General features: G+C 74.7%; 15 protein-coding genes and 1 tRNA gene. 6 read left to right on the top strand and 10 right to left on the bottom strand.

Going from position 1 to position 24,071, the window contains the following annotated elements:
• Window positions 1–19: 19 nt before the first annotated feature.
• Together SOY78_RS05020 and SOY78_RS05015 are read left to right on the top strand one after the other, a co-directional pair.
• Window positions 20–838 (top strand): PspA/IM30 family protein, encoded by an 819-nt coding sequence (locus tag SOY78_RS05020; protein WP_036341166.1) that lies wholly within the window; start codon window positions 20–22, stop codon window positions 836–838.
• A 179-nt stretch (window positions 839–1,017) separates the two neighbouring features.
• Complete coding sequence (locus SOY78_RS05015; protein WP_324701884.1) at window positions 1,018–2,418, top strand: sodium/glutamate symporter; 1,401 nt, start codon at window positions 1,018–1,020, stop codon at window positions 2,416–2,418.
• Window positions 2,419–2,543: 125 nt separating this feature from the next.
• Here the strand turns inward: SOY78_RS05015 and SOY78_RS05010 are convergent.
• The 3 genes from SOY78_RS05010 to SOY78_RS05000 all read right to left on the bottom strand — a co-directional run bounded on the left by SOY78_RS05010 (window position 2,544) and on the right by SOY78_RS05000 (window position 7,134).
• Window positions 2,544–2,617, bottom strand: a tRNA-Met gene (locus tag SOY78_RS05010).
• 176 nt (window positions 2,618–2,793) lie between these two features.
• Complete coding sequence (locus tag SOY78_RS05005; RefSeq protein WP_095694745.1) at window positions 2,794–5,937, bottom strand: UPF0182 family protein; 3,144 nt, start codon at window positions 5,935–5,937, stop codon at window positions 2,794–2,796.
• A 126-nt stretch (window positions 5,938–6,063) separates the two neighbouring features.
• The gene (locus tag SOY78_RS05000) at window positions 6,064–7,134 is read right to left on the bottom strand and encodes a PDZ domain-containing protein (RefSeq protein ID WP_236601343.1); all 1,071 of its coding nucleotides are present in this window, start codon (window positions 7,132–7,134) and stop codon (window positions 6,064–6,066) included.
• 196 nt (window positions 7,135–7,330) lie between these two features.
• On the opposite strand from SOY78_RS05000, the gene SOY78_RS04995 reads away from it, so the two are divergent.
• Window positions 7,331–8,731 carry a zinc-dependent metalloprotease gene (locus SOY78_RS04995; RefSeq protein WP_324701883.1) on the top strand — a complete coding sequence of 467 codons (1,401 nt, stop codon included), beginning with the start codon at window positions 7,331–7,333 and terminating at the stop codon, window positions 8,729–8,731.
• Window positions 8,732–8,795: 64 nt separating this feature from the next.
• Here the strand turns inward: SOY78_RS04995 and SOY78_RS04990 are convergent, their stop codons facing one another.
• Window positions 8,796–9,467, bottom strand: coding sequence for a M48 family metallopeptidase (locus SOY78_RS04990; protein ID WP_134415739.1), 672 nt, complete (start codon window positions 9,465–9,467; stop codon window positions 8,796–8,798).
• Window positions 9,468–9,564: 97 nt separating this feature from the next.
• Between SOY78_RS04990 and SOY78_RS04985 the strand changes: the two genes are divergently transcribed.
• Window positions 9,565–10,293, top strand: coding sequence for a dinucleotide-utilizing protein (locus SOY78_RS04985; protein ID WP_134415737.1), 729 nt, complete (start codon window positions 9,565–9,567; stop codon window positions 10,291–10,293).
• A 42-nt stretch (window positions 10,294–10,335) separates the two neighbouring features.
• Here SOY78_RS04985 and SOY78_RS04980 read toward each other — a convergent pair whose 3' ends face one another.
• Both SOY78_RS04980 and nudC read right to left on the bottom strand, forming a co-directional pair.
• Entirely contained in the window at window positions 10,336–12,465 is a 2,130-nt protein-coding gene (locus tag SOY78_RS04980; RefSeq protein WP_324701882.1) for an ATP-dependent DNA helicase UvrD2, read from the bottom strand.
• A gap of 15 nt (window positions 12,466–12,480) precedes the next feature.
• On the bottom strand, window positions 12,481–13,470 hold the full coding sequence (gene nudC, locus SOY78_RS04975) for an NAD(+) diphosphatase (RefSeq protein WP_216880404.1): 990 nt from the start codon (window positions 13,468–13,470) through the stop codon (window positions 12,481–12,483).
• Window positions 13,471–13,579: 109 nt separating this feature from the next.
• On the opposite strand from nudC, the gene SOY78_RS04970 reads away from it, so the two are divergent.
• A protein-coding gene (locus tag SOY78_RS04970) for an IS5 family transposase (protein WP_324701881.1) occupies window positions 13,580–14,474 on the top strand; the annotation gives its coding sequence in 2 pieces (ribosomal slippage) (window positions 13,580–13,936 and window positions 13,938–14,474; 894 coding nt in all).
• Here SOY78_RS04970 and SOY78_RS04965 read toward each other — a convergent pair.
• Window positions 14,471–15,478, bottom strand: coding sequence for an IS481 family transposase (locus tag SOY78_RS04965; RefSeq protein WP_324701880.1), 1,008 nt, complete (start codon window positions 15,476–15,478; stop codon window positions 14,471–14,473). The genes SOY78_RS04970 and SOY78_RS04965 overlap by 4 nt on opposite strands.
• A 126-nt stretch (window positions 15,479–15,604) precedes the next feature.
• Here SOY78_RS04965 and SOY78_RS04960 point away from each other — a divergent pair, with 126 nt between their 5' ends.
• A complete protein-coding gene (locus SOY78_RS04960) occupies window positions 15,605–16,711 on the top strand; it encodes a phosphotransferase (RefSeq protein ID WP_036314344.1) in 1,107 nt (368 codons plus the stop codon).
• Here SOY78_RS04960 and SOY78_RS04955 read toward each other — a convergent pair.
• Genes SOY78_RS04955 through SOY78_RS04945 form a run of 3 tightly spaced genes read right to left on the bottom strand, consistent with a single transcriptional unit; the run spans window position 16,686 to window position 24,045 of the window.
• Complete coding sequence (locus SOY78_RS04955; protein ID WP_324701879.1) at window positions 16,686–20,210, bottom strand: ATP-dependent helicase; 3,525 nt, start codon at window positions 20,208–20,210, stop codon at window positions 16,686–16,688. The two genes, SOY78_RS04960 and SOY78_RS04955, sit on opposite strands and share 26 nt — an antisense overlap.
• The gene (locus tag SOY78_RS04950; protein ID WP_036314339.1) at window positions 20,198–23,638 is read right to left on the bottom strand and encodes an ATP-dependent helicase; all 3,441 of its coding nucleotides are present in this window, start codon (window positions 23,636–23,638) and stop codon (window positions 20,198–20,200) included. Before SOY78_RS04950 ends, SOY78_RS04955 begins: the two co-directional genes overlap by 13 nt.
• Window positions 23,635–24,045 carry an MGMT family protein gene (locus tag SOY78_RS04945; protein WP_036314337.1) on the bottom strand — a complete coding sequence of 137 codons (411 nt, stop codon included), beginning with the start codon at window positions 24,043–24,045 and terminating at the stop codon, window positions 23,635–23,637. The genes SOY78_RS04950 and SOY78_RS04945 overlap by 4 nt, the downstream gene beginning before the upstream one ends.
• Window positions 24,046–24,071 lie beyond the last annotated feature (26 nt).

The following is a 24,071-nucleotide window of genomic DNA, read 5'->3' as shown; positions in this document are numbered from 1 at the left end:
CCGACGAAAGGCAGACACCATGGTCAAGCAGTCCATCTTCGGCCGCATCAGCACGCTGGCGAAGGCCAACATCAACGCGATGCTGGACAAGGCCGAGGACCCCCAGAAGATGCTGGACCAGATGGTCCGCGACTACACGAACAACATCGCCGAGGCCGAGGCCGCCGTCGCCCAGACGATCGGCAACCTGCGGATGATCGAGGACGACTACCGCGAGGACCAGGACGCGTCCCGCAGCTGGGGCCAGAAGGCGCTGGCCGCCTCCCAGAAGGCCGACGACTTCCGCGCCAAGGGCGACACCGCCTCGGCGGACAAGTTCGACAACCTCGCCAAGGTGGCCATCGAGCGCCAGATGGATTTCGAGCGCCAGGCGAAGTCCGCGGAGCCGACCATCGCCTCGCAGCGCGAGATCGTCGAGCGCCTGAAGACCGGTCTGGACCAGATGAAGGTCAAGCGTCAGCAGCTGGTCGCCAAGCGCGACGAGCTGACCGCCCGCGCCAAGTCCGCCCACGCCCAGTCCGCGGTGGCCGACGCCGTGAAGTCGATCGACCTGCTGGACCCGACCTCCGAGGTCTCCCGCTTCGAGGAGAAGGTCCGTCGCGAGGAGGCCCGCGTGCGCGGCCAGCAGGAGATCGCCGCCTCCTCCCTCGACGCCCAGTTCGAGTCCCTCGAGGACCTCGGCGAGAAGACCGAGGTGGAGGCCCGCCTCGCCGCCCTCAAGGCCGGCGGCGCCGGCCAGGCCGCCCTCACCTCGGGCGACGTCGACGCCGACGAGACCCTCACCCTCGACTACGCGGCCGAGGGGACCGCCGAGGAGACCGGCACCGCGCGCGGCTGACCCCGCCCCTCCCCACGGCCCGTCGCCCGGCCCACGCCGGCGCGGCGGGCCGTCCTCGTGCGCCCCGGCCCGGTGCCCCTCCCGGACGCGCCCCGGCCCCCGCGCTCCTTTGGTACTGTCCCGGGGTCCCTCGGCACGCTCCGTGGGACACCCCCGTCCCCGCACAGAGGAAGAACCCCATGCAAGAGCAGTTCACGGCCTGGTCCGTGCTGGTCAACGCCGGCCTCATCGGCGCGCTCCTGGCCGTGGGCACGCTGGCCCGTGCCGTCATCACGCCCCTCCAGACCCTGATGATCCCGGCCTCCGTCATCGCGGGCATCCTGGGCCTGGCCCTCGGCCCGAACGGCCTGGGCTGGCTGCCGTTCAGCCCCCAGCTGGGCACGTACGGCTCGATCCTGATCGTCATCGTGTTCGTGTGCATCGCGCTCACCGACAACTTCGACGTCCGCAAGATCGGCCGCCCCGTGGGCGCGTTCGCGTCCTACGGCGTGCTGATCTACTCCTCCCAGGTGGCCATCGGCGCCCTCGTCACGCTGGTCCTCCTGCAGCCGCTGTTCGACGCGCCCGACTCGTTCGCCGCCCTGCTGTTCGCCGGCTGGGCGGGAGGCTTCGGCTCCGCGGCCGCCGTGGGCCAGGCGTACGCGGCCAACGGTGATGCGACCGTCACCTCGCTGGCCTACACCTCGGCCACCGTCGGCATGATCGTCGGCGTGGTGGGTGGCATCATCCAGGCCAAGATCGGCGCGCAGCGCGGCCACGCGCGGGAGTTCGCGGGCCTGACCTCCATCCCGGAGGAGCTGCGCACCGGGGTGCTGAACCAGGTGGAGGAACGCCCGGTCATCGGCCGGCACACCTTCTCGGCGGCCTCGGTGGAGTCGCTGGCCTTCCAGGTCGGCGTGGTCGCGATGATCGCGGCGGCCGCGCACGGCGTGGTCTCCTGGATCACGGCCGTGTGGCCGAGCGTCGTGGGTGAGGACGGTCCCCAGCTGATCATCCCCGCGTTCGCGATCGCGTTCCTCCTCGGCCTGATCGCCCGCGTCCTGTTCCAGGCCACGAAGACGGCGAAGTTCCTCGACCCGGGCTCGCTGAACTCGGTGTCCGGCACCGCCACGGACATCCTCATCGTCTGTGGCATCGCCGCGATCGCCCCGACCGTGGTCGTGGACTACTGGCAGCCGCTGCTGCTCCTGTTCGTGATCGGCCTCGCGCTGGCCCTGTTCCTGGGGATCGTCGTGGCGCCGCGCGTCATGACCGACGCGTGGTTCGAGAAGCAGCTGTTCACGTGGGGCTGGGCCACCGGCGCCGTCGCCACGGGCGTGGCCATGCTGCGCATCGTGGACCCGAAGCTGAAGTCCGGGACCATGGAGCAGTTCGGCGTGGCCTACATCCCGGTGGTGCCCGTGGAGATCGCGGCCGTGTCCTTCGTGCCGCTGCTGCTCATCGCGGGCCTGTCCTGGGCCGTGGTCGGCATCTGGGGCGCCATCGCGATCATCGCGATCATCGCTGCCGTCTGGCTGCGCCGCACCGATCCGGGCCGCCGCACCCCGGCCCAGCAGGCGGTCCGGGCCTCGAGCCGCTGACGCTCCCCCACCGATCGCCCGAGGGCGGTCAGCTCGCCCGCCGGCACCGTGCCGGCGGGCCGGGGCGACCGGGCCCGGGCATGCGAGAAGGCCCCCAGCAGATGCTGGGGGCCTTCTCCTTCTCGTTGCGGGGGCAGGATTTGAACCTGCGACCTCCGGGTTATGAGCCCGGCGAGCTACCGAACTGCTCCACCCCGCGGCGACTTCTAGAACTATACACACCCGTCCCGTCGAGTTCAAATCGGCGTCAGCGTCCCGCCATCCGGCGGCCATGCGGCGGCCACTTGCCCCGAGACGGCGGCGGCCCCGACCACGCGCGGTGCGTGGCCGGGGCCGCCGTCGACGGTCCGGCGGGCCCGGCCCGCCGGCGCCGGCTCAGCCGCTCGGCGTCGGGCTGGGGCTCGACGACGGCGCGGGGCTCGCCTCGGCCGGGGCCTGGTCCTGGGCGGGCGCGTCGCCGCCCAGGGCGTCGTCGGCGGCGGTGGCACGCTTCAGGGCCTCGTTGAGACGCTTCTGCTGCTCGCCGTAGCCGGCCCAGTCGCCCTCGGCCAGACGCTCCTGGCCCTGGGTCAGGGCGTCCTGCGCCTCCTCGAGGGCCGCCGAGAGCTCCTCCTCGACCGTGCCCGGAGCCGACGGCTCCTCGCCCGGTGCGGGCGCCTCCGCCTGGTTCTCCTCCGGGGTGACCGCGCCCGAGTCGCCGTCGAACACCTGGTCCAGGGCCTCCTGGAGGGTGTCCGCGAAGCCGACCTTGTCGCCGAACGAGACGAGCACCTTGCGCAGCGTCGGGTAGGTGGTGCCGCCCGAGGAGCGGACGTACACCGGCTGGACGTAGAGGATGCCGCCGGCCACCGGCAGGGTGATCATGTTGCCGTTGAGCACCTCGGACGCGCCCTGGCGCAGCAGGTTCAGCTCCCGCGAGACGTCCGCGTTCGAGTCGAAGTTGGCCTGCGCCTGGCCCGGGCCGGGCACCGTGGTGGACCGCGGCAGCTCGAGCAGTCGGAGCTGCCCGTAGCCCTCGGCCTTCACGCCGTCCTCCCCCGTGCCGGCGTCGCCGGCGGCGGAGAGGAACCCGTAGAGCACGTTGCGCTGCTGGGCACCGTCCGTGATCTGCGGTATGTAGCTGCTGGTGAGGGAGAACGCCGGCTCGTCCTGGCCGGGCATCTGCAGCGTCATGTAGTACGGCGGCTGCTTGACGTCCTCCTCGCGCGTGGGGTCCGACGGCACGGACCACGCGTCGTTGTTCTCGTAGAAGTCGTCCGCGTCGGTCACGTGGTAGCGGCCGAGCAGCTCGCGCTGGACCTTGAACATGTCCTCCGGGTAGCGGACGTGGTCCAGGAGTCCGGCGCTCATCTCCGAGTACGGGCGCAGCGAGGACGGGTAGACGTTCTGCCAGGCCTGCAGCAGCGGATCCTGGTCGTCCCACGCGTAGAGAGACACCGAGCCGTCGTACGCGTCCACCGTCGCCTTCACCGAGTTGCGGATGTAGTTCACCCGGCCCTGGAGCGCCGGGTTCTGGCCCTGGCTCAGGGAGTCCACCGTGACCTCGCCCAGCTGCTGCGCGGTGGAGTACGGGAACTGGTCCGAGGTCGTGTAGGCGTCCACGATCCACTGCACGCGGCCGTCGACGATCGCCGGGTAGGGGGCGGTGTCCACCGTCAGGTAGGGCGCGACCTTGCGGACGCGCTCGGCCGGGTCGCGGTCGTAGAGGATCTGCGAGGCCTCGTTCACGTCCGAGGACAGCACCAGCTCGGGCGAGCCGAACTTCACCGCGTACGCGAGCCGGTTGAACAGGTTGCCCACCGAGGGGCCGCCGTCGCCGGAGAAGGTGTACGCCGTGTCCTCCTGGGAGTCGGCCGTCTGCGGCCGGTCGCGTTCGACGGCCGGCGCGCCCTCGGGCGCACCCACCACCGAGTACGAGGGCGAGTTGAGCCCGAAGTAGATGCGCGGCTCGTAGTCCTGGTCGGAGGCCAGCGGCCCGCGCGTCGGGATCTCGGAGAGCAGCCACTGGGGCCGGCCGCCGGCCGCGACCTCGGAGGCGTCGGCCACGACCATGCCGTAGCCGTGCGTGTAGATGGTGTGGCGGTTCACCCACGACTGCATGTCGTCCACGTTGACGTCACGGGCCGCCAGGATGGTGTCCCGCGTCTGGCCGTCCACCTCGTAGCGGTCCACGTGCAGCGTGGTGGGGAACGAGTAGTACGGACGGAACTGCTGGAGCTGCCCGAAGGTCTGGGAGATCAGGTTCGGGTCCATGAGACGGACGTTGGCCGTGTTGGCCTCCTCGCCCGCCAGGGCCCCGGCCTCGGGGTCCGTGGCGCCCTCATAGTTCGTCACCTCGACGTCGTCCAGGCCGTACGCCTCGCGCGTCATGGCGATGTTCCGCTCGATGTACTGGGATTCGAGCGTGCGCTCGGACGGCTTCACCTGGTACTCCTGCACGATGAAGGGGTACGCCGTGCCCACCACGAGCGCCGTGATGACCAGGACCGCGGTGCCGATCAGCGACAGCCGCCACCGGCCCGAGACCACCGTCCACACGAACAGGCCGGCCACGATCACGGCCGTGACCGCCAGGATCGCCGACGTCGGGATGACCGCGTTCACGTCCGTGTAGAGCGCGCCGGCCCAGTTGCCGGTCTGCGACTGCGTGGTGCGGTAGCGGTTGAGCCAGAAGTTGACGCCCTGCAGCAGCAGGAACACGGCCAGGGTGATGCCGATGTGGGCGCGCGCCGCCGGGGTGATCCGCACGCTGCCGCCCTCCTCCACGCGCACCGCGCCGTACAGGTAGTGCACGAGCAGACCGGTGATGCCGGAGACCAGGACCACCGAGATCAGGTACCCGACCATGAGCGTCAGGAACGGCAGGGTGGCCATGAAGAACATGAGGTCCAGGCCGAACTCCGGGTCCGCCTGGCCGTAGGGCACCTGGTTCAGGAACAGCAGGACCGTGTTCCAGCCGTTCATCGCGGTGGAGCCGGCGAACACGCCGAGCACGAGCGGGACACCCAGGAACACCAGGCGGCGGATGGGCTCGAGCTGGCGCTGGGCCTGGCTGAGCGAGTCCCGCGCGGCCGCGGACGCGTCCGCGGGACGGTGGCGCCAGGCCGTGCGGATCGCCAGCCACACGGCGAGGGCCATCCCGAGCCCGGCGATCAGGAACAGCGCGGCCTTGGCGAGGACCTCGGTCCAGAAGACCTCGGTGAAGCCCAGCTGCGAGAACCACAGCACGTCCGTGTAGACGTTCGTGAACACCACGAACAGCCCCACGAGCACGGCCACCGCGATGATGGTCAGCACGAGCGCGCTCGGCCGGCCCGGCCGGCCCCTGCCGCGCGCGGCGGAGGACCCGCCCCCGCCGAACGGGCCACCAGGACCGCGGTCGCCGTCGTCGCCCGGGCCGCGCGGGGCGCCGCCGAAGGGGCCGAACGCCCCGAACGGGCCGGACTGGCCCCCGGCGGTCCCGCCGCCGTCACGGGGCGGGCCGCCGAACGGTCCGCCGCCTCCCTGTCCGAAGCTCACTGCTCTGTCCTCTTCCCTCCCGCGTCCGCGGGGCTCTGCTCCGGTCCGGGGCGCTGCGCCCCGGACATGTCGTCCGGTCTGGTGGTCTGGTGGTCTGGTGGTCTGGTGGTCCTGGTGTGCGTCGGCTCAGCCGCACGTCCGGGCGGCGGCCGGGCTCTCCCCCCGGGCCACCGCCTCGACGATGTCGCGGGCCTGGCCCAGCGTGTCCACGGGGTACACCGTCAGACCCTCGGGCACACGGCCGGCCAGCTCCTCGCAGTTCGCCGTGGGGGCGAGGAACGTCGTGGCCCCCGCCTCGGCGGCGCCGCGCACCTTCTGCGGGATCCCGCCGATGGGACCCACGACGCCGTCCCCCGTGATCGTGCCCGTTCCGGCGATCGAGGCGCCCCCCGTCATCGCCCCCGGGGTCAGCCGCTCGATCACGGTGAGCGCGAACATCAGACCCGCCGAAGGTCCGCCGATGTCCGGCACGGTCAGCTCGACGTCCACCGGGACGTCGTAGGCGGTCTCGATCAGGGCCCCCATCTGCCACGGCTGGGGCGCGCCCTCGGGGGCGGCCGCCACCGGCACCTCGAGGTCCTGCTCCACGCCGTCGCGGCGGACCGTCAGCGTGACCGGGTCGGGCCCCGCGGCCCCGACGGCGGCGCGCACGGCCTCCAGGTCGGCCACGGGCCGTCCCTCGGCGGCGATCACCTCGTCCCCGGCCCGCAGGACGCCCTCGGCGGGCCCGCCGGGCACGAGCTGCTGCACGACGAGCCGCTGGGGCACCTCGCGTCCGAGCTCGTGCAGGGCCGCGGCGGTCGCGGTCTGCTGGGAGTCCGACATGGCCGCCGAATTGGCCTCGCCGACCTCGTCGGAGGTGACGCCGGTGGGATACATCAGCTCGCGCGGGGCCACGTCCACGGCGGGGTCCGTCAGGCCGCGGCCGAGGTCGAGCAGGGAGGTGGTGCCGATGGGAGGACCCCCGACCATCACGGTGGTCATGTGCAGGGTCCCCTCACCCGGGTCCGCCTCGCCGCCCTCGACGCGCAGCACGGGTCGACCCTCGCGTTCGCCCAGCAGGTCCACGGCGGGGCCGGGGCCCTCGAGGATGTAGGGGGTGGGGGCCAGCAGTGCCAGCCCGGCGCTGCCCAGGGCGAGCCATCCGGAGAAGGGCACGCGGGCGGCGCGGGTGGTCCTCGAGGGCACTGCGCGCACGCGACACCGTCTTTCCTGGGGGTCCTGATCGGGCCGTCCTCGCCGCCGGGCACGGGCCGCGCGGCGACGGTCACACCAGTCTACGCGGGGCCGCGACCCCCGCCTGCCCCGCGCGACGCCGTGCGCCATGGGCGAACCGCGCCGCCGCGACGTCGGGAGGGCGGGCGCGCCGCGCCGACGCGGATACGCTGGAGACATGAGCAACGACGCGCGCACGCCCGGATCCGACGACGGCCGCGACCCCCTGGAGGAGATGCTGCGGCAGCTCTTCGGCGGCCAGGGCCCCGACCCGGACGAAGTCCGACGCGCCATGGAGGGCCTGGGCGGCCCCGGCGGGGTGCCCTTCGACCCGTCCCAGCTGAATCCGGCCATGATGCAGCAGGCCATGGCCCAGTTCCAGGCGATGATGAGCTCCGGCTCCGGCTCGGACGGCCCCGTGAACTGGGCTCTGGCGAAGCAGGCCGCCCGCCAGGCCGTGGCCGGCGAGGACCCGGCCGTCGGCTCGTTCGCGCGACGCGAGGTGGACGAGGCGCTGCGGCTGGCCGAGCTGTGGCTCGACGGCGTCACGCAGACCGAGCCCGTCGGCAGCGTCGGCGTGGCCTGGTCCCGTGCCGAGTGGGTCGAGGCGACCATGGACCAGTGGCGCCGGCTCACCGAGCCCGTGGCCGTCTCGATGTCCCGCGCGATGTCCGCGGCCATCGAGCAGCAGCTGCCGGGCCAGCTCCCCGAGAGCATGGACGCCTCCCTGCTCGGCGGGCTGCAGCCCATGCTGAAGAACATGGGCGGCACGATGTTCGGCCTGCAGCTCGGCGGCGCCGTGGGCGCCCTGGGCAAGGAGGTGCTCTCGGGCACGGACATCGGCCTGCCCGTCGCCGGCCACCGTCTCGCCCTCGTCCCCGTGAACATCGAGGAGTTCGGCGACGGGCTCTCGGTGCCGGACAACCAGATCCGCATCTACCTGGCCCTGCGCGAGGCCGCACGCATGCGCCTGTTCCTGCACTCGCCGTGGCTCGAGCGGGACCTGTACGCCGCCGTCGAGCAGTACGCCGCGGGCATCCGCCTGGACACCGAGGGCATCGAGCGGGCCGCGCAGTCGGTGGACCCGATGGACCCCGGCTCCCTGCAGGCCGTGTTCGACGGCGCGTCCTTCATCGCCGCCCCGGACGCCACCCAGCAGGCCGCGCTGGACCAGCTGGAGCTGCTCGTCGCCCTCGTGGAGGGCTGGGTGGACGTGGTGGTCGCCGAGGCCGCGCGCCCGCTCGAGTCGGCGGCCGCCCTGCGCGAGACCATGAACCGCCGCCGCGCCTCGGGCGGCCCGGCCGAACAGGCCTTCGCCGCCCTCGTGGGCCTCGAGCTGCGCCCGCGCCGCCTGCGCGAGGCCGCCGCGTTCTGGGAGCACGTCACGGCTGAGCACGGCACGGAGTACCGCGAGGAGATCTGGCGCCATCCCGAGCGTCAGCCCACCGCGGAGGACCTCGAGGACCCCGCCGGATACGCCGGGCGCCGCTCCGCCGCAGACGCCAGCACCGAGTCCCTCGACGACGAGCTGCGCAAGCTCCTCGAGGGCGGCTTCGGCGACGCGCCGCGCGAGGGCTGAGCCCCTCCCGGCACGACGGCGGCGGGCGGTCCGGCACCTCGGGTGCGGGCCGCCCGCCGTCGTGTCAGTCCGCGTCCTCGTCCTCCGCCCACCGGTCCGGCGCCGTGCGACCGCGGCCCTCGGCGAAGGTGACCCCCTCGAGGAAGGCCATCGCCTCGGCGTAGCGCGGGTACCGGTCCACGAGGCGTCGGAAGGCCGGGCCGTGTCCGGACTCCAGCAGGTGGGCCAGCTCGTGGACGAGCACCGCCGCCACCACCCAGTCCGGCATGCCGCGCAGCTGCGTCGAGAGCCGGATGGTGCCGCGCGCGGGCGTGCACGAGCCCCAGCGGCGGCGCTGCCGGGCCGACCACGTGACCGAGACCGGACGGGCCCGCCCGCCCAGGTGCGCCGCCGAGAGCCGTCCCGCCCAGGCCAGGAGCGCGTCGTCGGAGCGGGCGTCGGCGGGGCGGCCGTCCGGGTCGGCCGCGGGCTGCCCCGTCCCGCCGCGTGCGCCCACCTTCGCGACCATCCGGCCGATCCACTCGCGCTCCTGCGCGGCCGAGAGCCGGGCCGGGACGTTGACCTGCAGGCGGCCGTCGCGCCACCCCGCCGAGACGGTGCGGGTGCGGGCCGTGGAGCGCACGAGCCGCACGGGCGTGCCCTCCCAGTCCACATCGATGCTCTCGCGGGCGGGACCGCGGTGGGCGGCCGGGACGGCACGCGGAGGAAGGCCGGGGGCGGGCGGGACAGGGCGCATCCGGCCATTGTCCGGCATGGGGCGCAGGCTGTGGACAATCCGGCACGGTCCGGGAGTGCCCTGGCAGGGTGGGAGGGACCGAGCCGAGAGGAGAGCCGTGCGCACCGTCGCCGAGACCGTCACCACCGTCCCTCATGACGCCGCCGCGTCAGCGCTGGAGCCGGGGGCGTGGGCCCCGCCGACGGACGTCCACGTGGCGGGCCTCGACGCGGTGGGCGCGGCGATCGCCCACGCACTGGCGGGGGCCGGGGCGCTGCGCCTGGCCCTGTGGGATCCACGGCCCGTCGACGCCGCGGACCTGGGGACCGGCCTGCTGCCCGGGGACCTCGGTCGGCCCCGGGCGGGTGCGCTCGAGCGCCGGCTGGGCGATGTGGCCCCCGGACTGCGCCGCTACGCGCACCACGGCCCGGTGCCGGTGCTCGTGGGGCAGGCGACGGTGGCGGTGGGGTCCGTGCTCGACGCGGACCTGGCCGCGCAGGCCCTGGCCGCCGACCACCCGCTGCTGCCGGTCGCGGTGGGGCCGAAGGTGGTCACGGTCGGACCGTGGTGCGCCCCCGGGGTGCGCGGGTGCCCGCTGTGCCGATGGCCCGCGGACCCGGCGGGCGTCCCCGGTGCCCCGACGGCGCCCGGCCCGTCGGCGCACCGGGGACAGGTGGACGGGCTCGCGGCGCTGCGGGCCGCCGTGCTGACCGTGGACGCGCTGCGGACCGGACCGGCCCCCGGCGTGCTGCGGGCCGATCGCGTGACGGGACGCACGCGCCGGGTGAAGGTCCGCCCCCGGCCCGGCTGCGCCTGCGACCCGGATGCGCTCGGCTGGGCGTTCTGACGGGGTCGGCGCCGCCGGCGGAACGGGGTGCGGGCCCGCGGCTCAGGCCGTCGGGGTGCCGTGCAGCAGCTCGAGCAGCTCCGGTCCGTGCTTCTCCAGCTTGGCCTTGCCGAGGCCGGGCACCTTCAGGAGCTCTGCCGGGGTCCTCGGCATGGCCTCGGCGATGGCCATGAGGGTGGCGTCCGTGAACACCACGAACGCGGGCATCCGCATCTCGGCGGCCGTGCGGGTGCGCCAGTCGCGCAGCTCCTCGAGCACCGCCTCGTCGTAGGTGGCGGGGCAGTCCAGGCAGCGGCCGACCTTGCGCTCGGCTCCCGTCTCGAGGGGCTTGCCGCACGTGCGGCACACGGCGACCTTCGCGCCCCGGCGCCGCGGCGCCGTCGGGCCCGCCGCGGAACCACGGGCCGGGGCGTGCTCGCGGGTGCCGCCGAGGGTCGGGTCGAGGGCCCACAGGAACCGGGAGGGCCGCCGGGTGGAGCGCCCGCCCGTGCCCCGCGAGAGCGTCCACGTCAGCGACAGGTGCTGGCGGGCACGCGTGATGCCCACGTAGAGCAGGCGCCGTTCCTCGTCCACCTCGGCCTGGGTCTCCGCGAAGGAGATCGGCATGAGCCCCTCGGACAGGCCCACGAGGAACACCGCGTCCCACTCGAGGCCCTTGGCCGAGTGCAGCGAGGCCAGGGTGATGCCCTGCACCGTCGGCGCGTGCTGGTGCTGGGCCCGCTCGTCGAGCTCGGCCACGAGCTCGGTCAGCGTGAACTCGGTCCCGCGCGTCGTGGCGAGCTGGTCGGCGAGGTTGACGAGGGCGTGCAGGGACTCCCACCGTTCACGGGCCGCGCCGGAGGCCGCCGGCGGTTCGGCGGAGTAGCCGAGCGAGGAGAGCACGTCCCGCACCCGGTCCGTGACGTCGTCGCCCGTCAGGTCCTGGGCGGCGCGGGCGGCGGCCCGCAGCTGCAGGATGCCGTCGCGCACCTCGCGCCGGGAGAAGAACCGCTCGCCGCCGCGCAGCTGGTAGCCGATGCCCGCCGAGGACAGCGCCGTCTCGAAGGCCTGGGACTGGCCGTTGGTGCGGAACAGGACGGCGATCTCGGAGGCCGGCACGCCGTCGTCGATCAGCGCCGCGATCCGGTCGGCGACCCAGCCGGCCTCGGCCTCGTCGTCGGTGCACTCCGCGAACACGAGGTCGGGGCCGGCCGGCCGCTGGGAGACGAGCTCGAGGGGGTCGGGCCAGCGCGGCATCGTGCGGTCCCGCTCCCCCGCCTTGGTGCGGTCCGCCAGCAGGCGGTTGGCCGCCTCCACGATCTGCGGGCTGGACCGGTAGTCGCGCACGAGCCGGACCACCGTGGCCGCGGGGTACCGCTCACGGAAGTCGGTGAGGAAGCGGGAGGTCGCGCCCGTGAACGAGTAGATCGTCTGGGAGGCGTCGCCGACGACGCACAGGTCGCCGCGGTCGCCGAGCCAGAGGTCGAGCAGGCGGTGCTGCAGCGGCGAGACGTCCTGGTACTCGTCCACCACGAACACGCGGTACTGGTCCCGGATCGTGGCCGCGATCTGCGGCTCGGTGGACAGGATCCCCACGAGGATCAGCAGCACGTCCTCGAAGTCGATCATGTTCCGGGCTGTCTTGGCCTCCTCGTAGCCGGTGTAGAGACGGGCGACGGTGGTGGCGGTCCAGCCGGCGGGCATCTCCCGCTCCTTCGCGGCCTCGGCGTAGCCCTCGGGGGCGTGCAGGGAGACCTTGGCCCATTCGATCTCGCCGGCGAGGTCGCGCAGGCCGGCCCGGTCCACGGTCATGCGCATGCGCTGGGCGACCTCCGTGAGCAGGCGCACCTTGTTCTCGATCAGCGAGGGCATGGGCCCGCCCACGGCCTGGGGCCAGAAGTACTGCAGCTGGCGCAGGGCCGCCGAGTGGAACGTGCGGGCCTGGACGCCGGCCACGCCGAGGTCGCGCAGGCGGGTGCGCATCTCCGCGGCGGCGCGCGCCGTGAAGGTCAGGGCGAGGGTGCGGTGCGGGTCGAAGACGCCGGAGGCCACGCCGTAGGCGATGCGGTGCGTGATGGCGCGGGTCTTGCCGGTGCCGGCGCTGGCCAGGATGCAGACGGGCCCGTGCAGGGCCGTGGCGGCCCGGCGCTGCTCCGGGTCGAGGCCGCGGAGGATCTCGTCGGGAGTGCTCATGCGGGACGAGTCCTCCTAGGTGATCAGGGTCTGCGCATCGGGCAGCGTCCCACCGTACCAATCCTCGATGAGTGCCCGCGCGATGGACACGGCCCCGGGCAGGGTGACGTCGCCCTCGCGGGCCAGATGCGCGAGCTCCTCCCGCTCGAACCAGCGCACGGAGAGGATCTCCTCGCCGTCCGGGACCGGCTCGGCACCGGCCGGGGCCAGCGCGGTGAAACCGAGCATGAGCGAGCGCGGGAACGGCCACGGCTGGGAGCCGCGGTAGCGCGGCTGCGTCACCGTGATCCCGGACTCCTCCGCGATCTCCCGGACCACCGCGTGCTCGAGGGACTCCCCCGGCTCCACGAACCCGGCCAGGCAGGAGTACAGCCCCTCGGGCCACGCCGCGTTGCGGCCCAGCAGGATCCGCCCGGCCGGGTCGATGACGGCCACGATCACCGCCGGGTCCGTGCGCGGGAACTGCTCCCGGGAGCAGTTGCGGCAGCGACGCACCCAGCCGGCCGCCTCGACGTCCGTGGCGCCGCCGCAGAACGCGCAGAAGCGGTGGGTGGCGTGCCAGTTGGCGTTCGCGACAGCGGCCACGAACAGCCCGGTGTCCGCGTCGCTGAGGGCGGCGGCCGCATCGCGGAGGCCGACCCACACGGCGTCGGCGAGCGCGGCGGCCGCGTCCTCGGGCAGGGCCGCCGGCGGCTCGACGGCGACGGAGACCACCTCGCGCTCCCGCCCGTGCGGGCCCCGGTCCGCCGCGGTGCCGCGGCCCAGATACGCGGCCTCGGCCGGCACGGGACCGGAGGGCGCGGTGAAGACGAGCCGGCCGTCCGCGACCGGTGCGCGGCCGCCCTGCAGCCACAGGACCTCCGTCCCCTCGCGCGCCCAGGACGCCGCCAGGTGGCCCGGGTCGAGGCGGGCCACGGCACCGCGGTCCAGCTCCTCGCGGGCCAGCGGCAGGGCCAGGGGTGGTGCGGCGGTGGGGTCGGACGACGACGGGGGGCAGGAGGCCATGCGTCCAGGCTAGCGACCCGTCTCCGGTGCGCCCGACGACGGGGGAGGGCGTTCCGCGCCTAGGGCGTGTCTGAGAATAGATGCACGAGTCAGCTGAGACCCTGGGGACATGTCCCGGTTCCAGATGCTCTCTGACACCCAATGGGAGTTGATCGCCCCGATGCTCCCGACCCGGACCGGCCGCGCCGGCAGGCCGTTCGCCGACGCCCGCACCATGGTGGAGGCGATCATCTACCGGTACCGGTGCGGAATCGCTTGGAGGGATCTGCCCGAGGTCTACGGGCCCTGGCAGACCGTGTGGACCTGGCATCGGCGCTTGGCCGAAGAGGGCACCTGGGACACGGTGCTGGCCACGCTGACCGCCGCCGCTGACGCCGAAGGCCTGATCGATTGGTCGGTCTCGGTGGACTCCACGATCGCCCGCGCCCACCAGCACGCGACGAACATCACCCGCCACACAGGGGGATGGATCGAACTACAAGAATCCGCGTGAGGAGCCGGCCGATCACGGCATCGGGCGCTCCCGTGGCGGGCTGAGCACGAAGATCCATCAGCTCGTCGACGGGACCGGGCTGCCGCTGGTCAGCCTGATCACCCCCGGCCAGGCAGGGGACTCCCCGATGCTGCTTCCTCTTCTGGCGCAGCTGCGCGTGACCCGGCCAGTAGGGCGGCCCCGGACCCGCCCCGAGGCCGTGCTGGGCGATAAGGCGTACTCCTCCCGGGCGATCCGCGCCCACCTACGTGCCCGTGGGATCAAAGCGGTCATCCCCGAACCGGCCGACCAGCAGGGCCACCGCAGACGGCGCGGTGCCCGCGGCGGGCGCCCCGTCAGCCTCGACGCGGACGCCTACAAGGGCCGCAACGTCATCGAGCGTCAGTACGCGCACCTGAAGCAGTGGCGGGGTCTGGCGACCCGGTATGACAAGTACGCGATCGTCTACCGGTCCGCTGTGGTGCTGAATGCTGTGATCGCATGGTCCAAACGATTGTCAGACATGCCCTAGGTGTAGGAGGGCATGACGTTGTTGACTCGGGCCGGTGCCAACGAGGTCGGAGGAGCGTCTCCGCAGGAGGTATGAGGCCGATGGTAGTTGTAGTGGTTCACCCACACCGCCAGGGCCTCACGCCGAGCCTGCTCTGAGGTGTAGGGGCGGGCGTAGATGACCTCATCGACCATCAGCCGGTTGTACCGCTCGACCTTCCCGTTATGGCGCGGGGTGTAGGGGCGGATCCGGTGGTGCCGGCCCCCGAGCGAGACCACCTTCGCGGTGAAGTCCGCAGCCCGATAGTTGTTCCCGTTGTCCGTGATCACCCGGTCCACGGTGATGCCGTGGGCGGCGAAGAACGCCCGCGCCCGGCAGTAGAAGCTCACGGTCGTGGCCGCCCGCTCGTCCTCCAACGCCTCGGTGTAGGCCAGGCGGGTGTACCCGTCGATCGCCGAGTGCAGGTAGGTGTAGCCGACCCGCCGGCCAGGCCCGCGCTTGGAAGCACGGCCTGCTTCACTTTCACGTCCGTGGGTGCGCCAGCCGCCCCCGTCTGGGATCTTCCCGATCTTCTTCACATCCAGGTGCACCATGTGCCCCGGCCCTCTCGCGGTGATCTTCTGGGGTCGTTGGCGCAGGTCTTCTCCGGCCGGGGTCAGGTCCCGTAGGCGGGAGATCCCGAGTCGGTGCAGCCACCGTCCCACGGTACGAAGACACACCCGGTGGCCCTCGGAGACGAGGTAGTGATGGATGCGCCGTGCGGACCACTTGCGCTCCCGCCGCAGGGCGTGGATCTGGGCGACCAAGACCGGATCGAGCTGGGCAGGTGAACGGTGCGGCAGGCTGGGCAGGTCCTGAAGGCCGGCTTCTCCCTGGGCGCGGTAGCGGGCGACCCAAGTGGCCACCGTGGGCAGGCTCACCCGGAACTCGGCGGCCACGTGTGCCTGCGGGATCCCGTCGTGCAGGTGGCGGTGGACCATCCTGAGTCGGCCGGTGGGGGTCAGGGGTGCGTTAGCGTGAGTCATGAGTGGGTCTTTTCGGGCAGGTGGGTGGTGTAGGAACTTCCATCCTGCGGGAGAGGCCCACTCGTCTCATCTCAGCCCGGTACCCATGTCAAGAACCTCATGACCCACAACACCTAGGCTGGAGGGGTGGATCGTCAGCCCCTTCGTCTCGCAGCCCTGGCCGCCGCGGCCGTCCCCGGCCTCGCCCCCGTCTCCGCGGAGGCGAGCCCGGACGACCCCGCGGACTTCTCGACCGCCGTCGTCGTGGACGGTGAGGGCCAGCGGTGGCGGGTCCGCTCGCCCCGCACCCCGGAGGCGGGCATCCGTCTCGAGACGGAGCTGCAGGTGCTGGCGGGCCTGACCCCGGCGGTGCGCGCCGGCCTGCCGTTCCGCACGCCCTCCGTGGCGGGCGCGGTGCGGCTCGAGGGGCTGCGCACCTTCGTCTATCAGGACATGCCCGGGCGTCCCGTCACCCTGGATGAGCTGGCCCGGCTCGGCGAGCCCGCGGTGCAGGACGTGGGCCGTGTGCTGGCCGCGATCCACACGCTGCCCTCGGATGTCGTGGACCACGCGGACCTGCCCTCCTACACGGCGGAGCAGATCCGGCAGCGTCACCTCCACGCCCTCGACCAGGCGGCCACCTCCGGCCGCGTGCCGCCCCTGCTGCTGCGCCGCTGGGAGGAGGCCATGGAGGAGGAGGCCCTGTGGCGGTTCACCCCGGTGCCTGTGCACGGTGACCTGCACGAGGACAACCTGCTCCTCGAGCGCGGCCGCGTGGTGGGCGTGACGGGCTGGACGGACCTGCACGTGGGCGACCCGGCCGGCGACGTCGCCTGGCTGGCCGCCGCCACGGACCCGGACCTGGCCGACCGCGTCCTCGACGCCTACGCGGCCCGGCGGGCCGACGCGGGGGCCGCCGACGACGGCGACGCCCACCTGATGCGCCGTGCGGCGCTGCTCGCCGAGTTCGCCCTCGCCCAGTGGCTCACGCGGGGCCTGGACCGGCACGACGCGGGGATGGTCGCCGAGGCGGAGGCCATGCTGGCCGAGCTCGAGGGCGACGTGCGCGCCGCGCAGGAGGCGGCCGCGCGCCAGGCGGAGGCCGACGCGGCCGCCGACGCCGCCGAGGACGCCCGGGATGCGGCGGAGGACGCCCGGGAGGCCGCGGCCGCGAGGACCGCGGACCCGGAGACGGGCCCGCTGCCCGCCGTCGAGGTGGTGCGGCCGATCAACGGCGGGCCAGGGCGTCCGTGATGTGACGCTCGAGCTCCTCCTCCCCCGGCAGGTCCGGGAAGGAGCGCTCCTGCCCGTGGGCCACGTACACGAAGCTGGCCCCGATCCGTTCCAGCGGGATCCCGTGCAGCCGTGACCAGGCGAGCCGGTAGACGGCCAGCTGCAGCGACTTGAGCTCGAGGTCGCGGCCCCGCGGCACGGCGCCGGTCTTCCAGTCGACGAGCTCCCAGTCGGCCTCGGGGTCGAAGGGCAGGCGGGGGTCGCCGCCGGAGCGGTAGATCGCGTCGACCCGGCCCCGCAGTGTGATCCCGCCGACCGTCGTCTCGACCGGGGCCTCGACGAAGGCCGGGGTGCGCTCCGCCCAGCGCGAGGAGCGGAACCACTCCTGCATCGGGCCGAGGTCGAGGGCCTCGTCGACCCACAGGTCCGCGGCGTCCTCGGCCGAGTCGATGTCCAGCATGCCGGTGGCCCCGAAGCGCTCCTCGAGCCACGCGTGGAACGCCGTGCCGCGCCGCGCCGCGTGCGCGGGCGGCCGGGGCAGGGGCAGGCGCAGCTGCTCGGCCACGGCCTGCGGGTCGGCGGCGAGCTCGCCGTAGAGGGACACGGAGACGTGCTCGGGCAGGGCGGTCTCCCCGCCCGTCCCGGCGACGTCCCGGCGGCGCAGCAGCACCCAGTCCACCTGGCGGGCCAGCTCCGGGTCGTCCCCGAGCGCCGCCGGGTCCGCGGCGTGCACGGCCGCGGCGGCCGCCTCCACCCCGTGCCGGCGGGCCCGGGAGCGGCGCGGCAGCGGCTGCCAGCGTTCCTCGTCCTCGGGGTCCTCCGGGTCGGCGACGAAGGCCTCCGGGCCGTCGAGCGGGTCGAAGGGCCAGCGGGCGACCAGCGTCCGGCCCGCGGCGGGGTTGGCCTCGGGCAGGTCGTCCTCGGCCGGGGCGGGGCCGAGCGCGACGCCGGGCACCTCCCCCGCCAGACCGGCCACCTCCTCGAGGAAGGCCGAGGCCGGCAGGGGCTCCTTGTTGACTCCCTTGAACAGGGAGGTGCTCAGCCACAGGGCGGATCGCGCGCGCGTGTACGCGACGTAGGCCAGGCGCCGCTCCTCGCGCTCGGCGTGGGCGGCCACGGCCACGGCATAGGGGTCCGGGTTGCCCTCCTGGGCCGCCTTCGAGCTGTATCCGGTGCCGGCCGACTGGACCCAGTCCCGCTGGTCCTGCGCCCACGAGCCGTCCCACTGCGGCAGCGACGCGCGGTCCCCGCGCAGGGGCCACGGCAGCGCGCCGGCCCGGGGGCTGGTCCAGCGGTCCGCCCGCGTGGAGGGGAACGTGCCCTCCAGCAGGCCGGGGACCGCGACGACGTCCCACTCGAGCCCCTTCGAGGCGTGCGCGGTGAGCACCTGGACCAGGCCGGGGGTGGGCTCGGCGTTCTCGACGCCGAGGCCGTCCTCGTGCTCGAGGACGGACTCCGTCCAGGCCAGGAACGCCGTCAGGTCCGTCGCCGTGGTGCCGGCGCCGAAGTCGCGGGCCGCGTCCTGGAACGCGTTCAGGTGCCGCCGGGCCGCGGCCGCGGAGACGCCGGGCCGCAGGGCCACCTCGACGTCCAGCCCCGTCTCACGGATCACCTCCGCGATGAGGTCGGCCGGGTCCTCCCCGGTGCGCGTAGAGAGCCGGCGCAGCTCGGCGTTGACGGCCCTCAGTCGGGCCAGGCCCTCGGGTGAGAAGCCGCGGCCGCGCGAGCCGACCCAGTCCGTCCCCTCCCCGGGCAGGGAGTCGAGGGCCTCCAGCAGGGCGGCGGCGTCGGCGTCCTCCTCGGGGCTCACGTCCCGGGCCGGGTCCGGGGCGTCCCCGGCGGGGTCCTCCCGCCCACCGCCGGCCCGCCGGGCCCGCAGCCGCGAGACGAACCGGGCGCGCTCCTGCAGCACCTCGAGGTCGGCCACGCCGATGCGCCAGCGCGGGCCGGTGAGCAGGCGGACGAGCTGGTCGCTGCGCGTGGGGTCGGCCAGCACGTGGAGGACGGCGAGCACCTCGGCGACCTCCGGCAGCGCCAGCAGCCCGGAGAGCCCGAGCACCTCGTAGGGCAGGCCGGCGGCGTCGAGCGCGTCCAGCACGGGGCCGAACTGGGCGCGGGTGCGGCACAGGACGGCGCGGCTCGGGGTGGCCCCCCCGGGCCCGGACCCGGTGAGGGCGCCGAGGCGGGCGACGACGTCGGCGGCCTCCTCCTCCGCGGTGACGAACCGGTCCACCCGGACGACGCCCTCCCCCGCGCCCGGCCGGGGCCGCAGGGTGCGCACCTCCACCGGCGCGCCGCCCGTCGCGGCGGCGTGGGCGTTCAGCGGTGCGGCGACGGCGTTGGCGACCGCCAGGATCGACTCCTCGTTGCGCCACGCGATCGTCAGGTGCGAGACGTCCGCGTTCACGCGCCGCGGGGCGCCGCCGGGGCCGGTCTCCAGTCGGGGGAAGGCGTGCGGGAAGGCGAAGAGCTGCCCGGCGGAGGCGCCGCGGAAGCCGTAGATCGACTGGTGGGGGTCACCCACCGCGGTGACGCAGTGCCCCAACCCGGGCGCGTCGTCCTCGGGGCCGCGCGGGCCGAACAGCCCGGCGAAGATCCGCATCTGGGCGTGGGAGGTGTCCTGGAATTCGTCCAGCAGCACCACGGGGAACCGCGCGCGCTCCTGCTCGCCGGCCGCCGGCACCTCGACGGCGATGCGCGCCGCGTGGCGCAGCAGGTCGCCGAAGTCCATCACGTCCTGCTCGCGCTTGACCTCGTCGTAGCGGGCCACGAGGTCCGCCATGAGGGCGCGGTCCGCCAGGCCGGTCAGGAACTCCTGGATCTCCTTCGAGGGGGTCTTGGCGCGCGGGGGCAGCGGCAGGGCGCTCCCCTGCTCGGCCAGCCGGGCGAGGAACTCGCGCACCTCGTCCGCACTCACCAGGTGCTCGGCCATGTCCCCGGCCAGCCGCAACGCCTGCGTGATGAGCCGGGACGGGGCCACGCCGAGGGTGTCCGCGACCACCGGATGCGAACGCACGACGGCGCCCATGAGCCGGTGGGCGTCCGCGCCTCCGAGCAGCCGCGCCTCCGGTTCCACGCCGATCCGCAGGCCGTGGTCCCTGACGAGCGCGCCGGCGTAGGAGTGGTACGTGGACACCGAGGCGCGGCCCAGGTCCTCGGGCTCCCCGTCGAAGCCGGGGATCTCGAGGCCGGAGCGCAGCAGGGCGTCCACGCGCCCGTTGATCCGCTCGGCGAGCTCACCGGACGCCTTCCGGGTGAACGTGACGCCGAGGACCTCGTCCGGGCGCACGAGACCGTTGGCCACGAGCCAGACCACGCGGTCGGCCATGGTGGCGGTCTTGCCGGAGCCGGCGCTGGCCAGCACCAGGCGCGGAGTGAGCGGGGCGGTGACCACCTCGGCCTGCTCCTCCGTGGGCGGGGGCAGCCGCAGCCGCGCCGCGATGTCCTCCGGGGAGTGGACCGCGTCCTCGACGCGCGGACGATCGGTCTGAGCGGCGGGATCGCCGGTCAGCGGGGCCATTCGGTGACCTGCCTTCCTTCGGAGCAGAGCGGACAGACGGAGGGCAGCGCGCACCGGCGGGCGCCGGCCTCGTGGAGGGCGAGGAAGCGCGGCCCCGTGGTGCGGCGGGCCGCCGTGAACACCTGCTCGAGCGCCCAGGTGTCCTCGTCCTCGAGGGCCGGCTGGTCCTGCACCTTGGTCTTCTGGGTGCCGGCGCCGAGCTGGACGAGGGCCGCGCCGGCCGGTGTCGTGGGGTGCTCCAGACCGGCGAGCGCGGCGCGCAGGGCGGGGTCCGTGGCGGGGTCGTCCCGGACCTGCTCCAGACCGCCGGCGCGGACGGCCACCTGATAGGCGGCCAGCTGGGGCTGGCGCGCCATCTCCGCGCCGGTGGGCGCGCTGCGGCCGGTCTTGAGGTCGGCGATGAAGGGTCGGCCCTGCGCATCCGCCTCGAGCCGGTCCACGACGCCGGTGATCCGGACGGTGGTCCCGCCCCAGGTCAGGTCCGCGAGGAGCCGCACCTCCTGGGCCACGGGCCGACGCCCGGCCGCCCGGGCGATGCTCCAGTAGCCGATGTAGGCGTCCACCAGGCCGCGGGCCCGGTCGTGCTCGATCTCCGTGATCCAGCCCTCCGGCAGGCCGAGTTCGGGCAGGCGGCGTTCCAGTTCGGCGCGCACGTCCTCGGGCACGCCCTCGGGGTGGTGTTCGGCCACCGAGTGCACGAGCGTGCCCACGGACTGGGCGAGGGTTCCGCCCGCGTTCGCGCCGACGTGGTACAGCACCCAGTTCAGCGGATTGCGCAGGGCCGTCTCCACGCGGGAGGGCGAGAGCGCGACGACCTCGCGCTCCGGGTCGACGAGCGCGGCCTCGGTGGACAGCGGCAGCAGGCCCCACCAGCGTCGGGGGTCCGCGACGGTCACGCCGTCCTCGGCGAGGACCGCCAGGCCGGCGGCCGCCGCGGCCCGGGATGTCGCCCCGTCGGCCGCGTCCGCCTCGTCCCCGGCCTCCAGGACGCGGCGCAGCCGGCCGACGAGCGCGGACGCCGTGATCGGGTCGGGGACCGCGGTGAGCCGCCGGACGCCGGCGGCGTCGCGCGCCTCGGCGGGCAGCCGTTCGGGCGGGTCCACCAGGTCGAGGAAGTCGGAGGGGCCCTCATCCGGCGAGCGGACGGCCGTGACGACCACCTGACGCCGTGCCCGGGAGACCGCGGCCGCGAGCATGCGCAGCTCGTCCTGACGCACCTCGCGCAGCCGGGTGCGGTGATCCGTGGGCCACGGGGCGTCCGCGGGCAGGGTCACGAGGTCCACGAGGTCGGTGGCGCCGAGCAGCTGGCCGCGCAGCCGGGTGTTCGGCCACACGCCCTCCTGCAGGCCCACGACGATCACCGTGTCCCACTCCTGGCCGGCCGCCGCGGCGGGGGTGCGCACGTGCACGGCGTCACCGGACTCGGCACGGCGGGCCAGGGTGTCCACGGGCAGGTCCTGGGACTCCATGTAGACGGCGAACGACTCGGGCGACGCGCCCGGGAACTGGTCCACGAAGCGCTCGGCCACCTTGAACAGGGCGACGACGGCGTCGAGGTCCGCGTCCGCCCGGCGGGACTCGCGGCGGTCGTTCGCGTGCTCGGCGGGCCGCAGCGCGAGCGAACGCCACCGCTCGGCCCGACCGGAGGCGGACCACAGCGCCCACAGCACGGTCTCGGGCGAGGCCGAGGGGGCGCGGGCGGCCTCCAGGCCGTCCCGGAGCATCCAGTGGACGCGGCGCAGGGCGCGGTGCCGCTCGTGCTCGGGGCCGGCCAGGCTCGGGTCCAGCAGGGCCGCGGCGAGCAGCGCGTCCGAGGTGCGCCGGCCGCCCCGGCCCCGCTCGGCGGCCAGCAGGTCCTGGCGCAGCCGCCGCACGTGCAGCGCGCTGGCCATCCCGTACCGGCCGGTGAGCAGTCCCACGACCTCGTCCGGGTCGAGCACGTCCTCGACCCGGGCCTCCGGATCCTCCGCGAGCGCCCCCGCCGCGTCCACCAGCGTGAGCAGGGGCGCGACGGCGGGCTCCTCCTTCAGCACGAGCCCGGCGGCGTCGCGCAGCACGGGGACGCCCTCGGCCTCCAGGTGGCGGGCGAGCGCGGCCACACGGGAGCCGGAGCGGGCGACCACGAGGATCCGGTCCAGGGGCACCCCGTCCTCGTGGTGGACCCGCAGCACCCGTTCGAGGACGAGCTGGTCCTCGTGGGCGCGGGTGGGCACGACGTGCGCGCGGACGGCGCCGTCACCGTCCGCCGGGACGGTCTCGGTCCGGGTCCGTTCGACGCCGGCGGTGCGCTGGCGGACCCGGCGGGCCACGCGCAGGTAGGCGTCCTGGACCTCGGCGCGCATGCGGTGCCCGCGCGTCAGCACCCGGACGCGCCCGTCCGGGGACGCGGGCGGGGCGGCCCCCGGCACGGGATCGGGGTCGAGGACCCCGGGGTACCGGGCGAGGAGGTCGGGCCGGGCGCCGCGGAAGCCCTCCACTGTGGTGTCCGGCGACGCGGTGAGCAGCACGTCCCGCCCGCGTCCGAGCACGGTGAGCAGGTCGTGCACGGCGGGGGTGGCCTCGTGGAGGTCCTCGACCACGAGCACGGCCAGGCGGTCCCGCTCCGCCGCCACGAACGCCTGCGCCGCGGCGTCGCGCTCCGGGTCCTCGGGATGCCGCTCGGTGAGCACGCGGACGGCGGCGGACAGCAGCCCGGCGGCGTCGAACGCCTCGGCCATGCCCAGGTCGATCCGGTCCCGGTAGTCCTGCAGCAGCACGGCCGCGGCCTCCCACTCGGGGCGCCCGTGGGCGGTGCCGAGCTCCTGCAGGCGGCCCGGCTCGAGGCCGAGCTCGCTCATGCGGTCCACGAGCTCGCGGACCTCGCGGCGGAATCCCCGCGCCTCCACGGCGGGGGCGACGTCGGCCGGCCAGTCCGGCGCGGCGGCGAGGCCGGCGGCGTAGCCCTCGAGCAGCTCGGCGATGACCGTGTCCTGCTCGGCACCGGTGAGCAGCCGGGGGGCGACCTCCAGATGCCTCAGCGGTCCCGTGACGCGGGCACGGCGCAGCAGGTCGAACGCGTAGGAGGACCAGGTCCGCACGGGGGTGACGGCGCGGGTGCCCCGACCGGCGGCGGCGAGCCGGCGGGTCAGCGCGTCGCGCAGCCGCGCCGCCGCATCCCGGCTCGGGGCCAGCAGCAGGAGGGACTCGGGGTCCAGCCCCGCCTCGATCCGGCGGGCCGCGTACTCGACCGCCACGGTGGTGCGCCCCGTGCCGGGGGCGCCCAGCACGAGCACGGCGTTGTGCCCGGGGGCGAGCGAGGCGATCGCCTCCTGCTCGTCCGTGAGCGTGATCCGGTCCTCGGGCGCGGCGGCCGTGCGCACCAGCCGAGCGGCCCGTTCCGGCGCCGCCGCGTCGTCGTCGAAGGGGTCCACCCCGTGTTCCCTGGTCATGGCCTCATCCTCGCACCGGGCCCGGACACGATACGGTCGGCGATCGCACGGATCGCCCGCGCGGCGCCGTCGTCGGGCTCCCAGCGGGCCCGGGGCAGGTCCACGCGCCCGGCCGGGGTGCGGGGCATGGCCTCGCGTTCGTGCTCGACGGCGGCCCGCGCGGCCAGCTCCGGAGGCAGCGAGCCGTCGGCCCGGACCACCCGCCACCACGGCGTGCCGGGGCTCGATTCGGCCATCGCCCGGCCGGCCTGCCGCGGACCGCCGACCCCCAGCAGGCCGGCCAGCCCCCCGTAGCTGACGGCGCGTCCGGGCGGGACCAGACGGGCGAGCGCCTCGAGCCCCTCGCCGAGGGTGAGCGGTCCGTCGTCGCGGTGGCGGGCGCCGGGGAGCACAGGGTGATCGGTCACGACCCCATCCTGTCGTGTCCGCCGCT

This window comes from Micrococcus sp. HOU01, from assembly GCF_035609305.1.
GTDB classification, from domain to species: Bacteria; Actinomycetota; Actinomycetes; order Actinomycetales; family Micrococcaceae; genus Micrococcus; species Micrococcus luteus.
The sequence above is the reverse complement of the archived record's forward strand: the minus strand, read 5'-3'. Positions and strand labels throughout refer to the sequence as shown.

Bases quoted from the DNA above. Each gene is read 5' to 3' on its own strand.
- SOY78_RS05020 (WP_036341166.1), top strand. From the start codon at position 20: ATGGTCAAGCAGTCCATCTTCGGCCGCATCAGCACGCTGGCGAAGGCC.
- SOY78_RS05015 (WP_324701884.1), top strand. From the start codon at position 1,018: ATGCAAGAGCAGTTCACGGCCTGGTCCGTGCTGGTCAACGCCGGCCTC.
- SOY78_RS04995 (WP_324701883.1), top strand. From the start codon at position 7,331: ATGAGCAACGACGCGCGCACGCCCGGATCCGACGACGGCCGCGACCCC.
- SOY78_RS04990 (WP_134415739.1), bottom strand. From the start codon at position 9,467: ATGCGCCCTGTCCCGCCCGCCCCCGGCCTTCCTCCGCGTGCCGTCCCG.
- SOY78_RS04980 (WP_324701882.1), bottom strand. From the start codon at position 12,465: ATGAGCACTCCCGACGAGATCCTCCGCGGCCTCGACCCGGAGCAGCGC.
- nudC (WP_216880404.1), bottom strand. From the start codon at position 13,470: ATGGCCTCCTGCCCCCCGTCGTCGTCCGACCCCACCGCCGCACCACCC.
- SOY78_RS04965 (WP_324701880.1), bottom strand. From the start codon at position 15,478: ATGACTCACGCTAACGCACCCCTGACCCCCACCGGCCGACTCAGGATG.
- SOY78_RS04955 (WP_324701879.1), bottom strand. From the start codon at position 20,210: ATGGCCCCGCTGACCGGCGATCCCGCCGCTCAGACCGATCGTCCGCGC.
- SOY78_RS04950 (WP_036314339.1), bottom strand. From the start codon at position 23,638: ATGACCAGGGAACACGGGGTGGACCCCTTCGACGACGACGCGGCGGCG.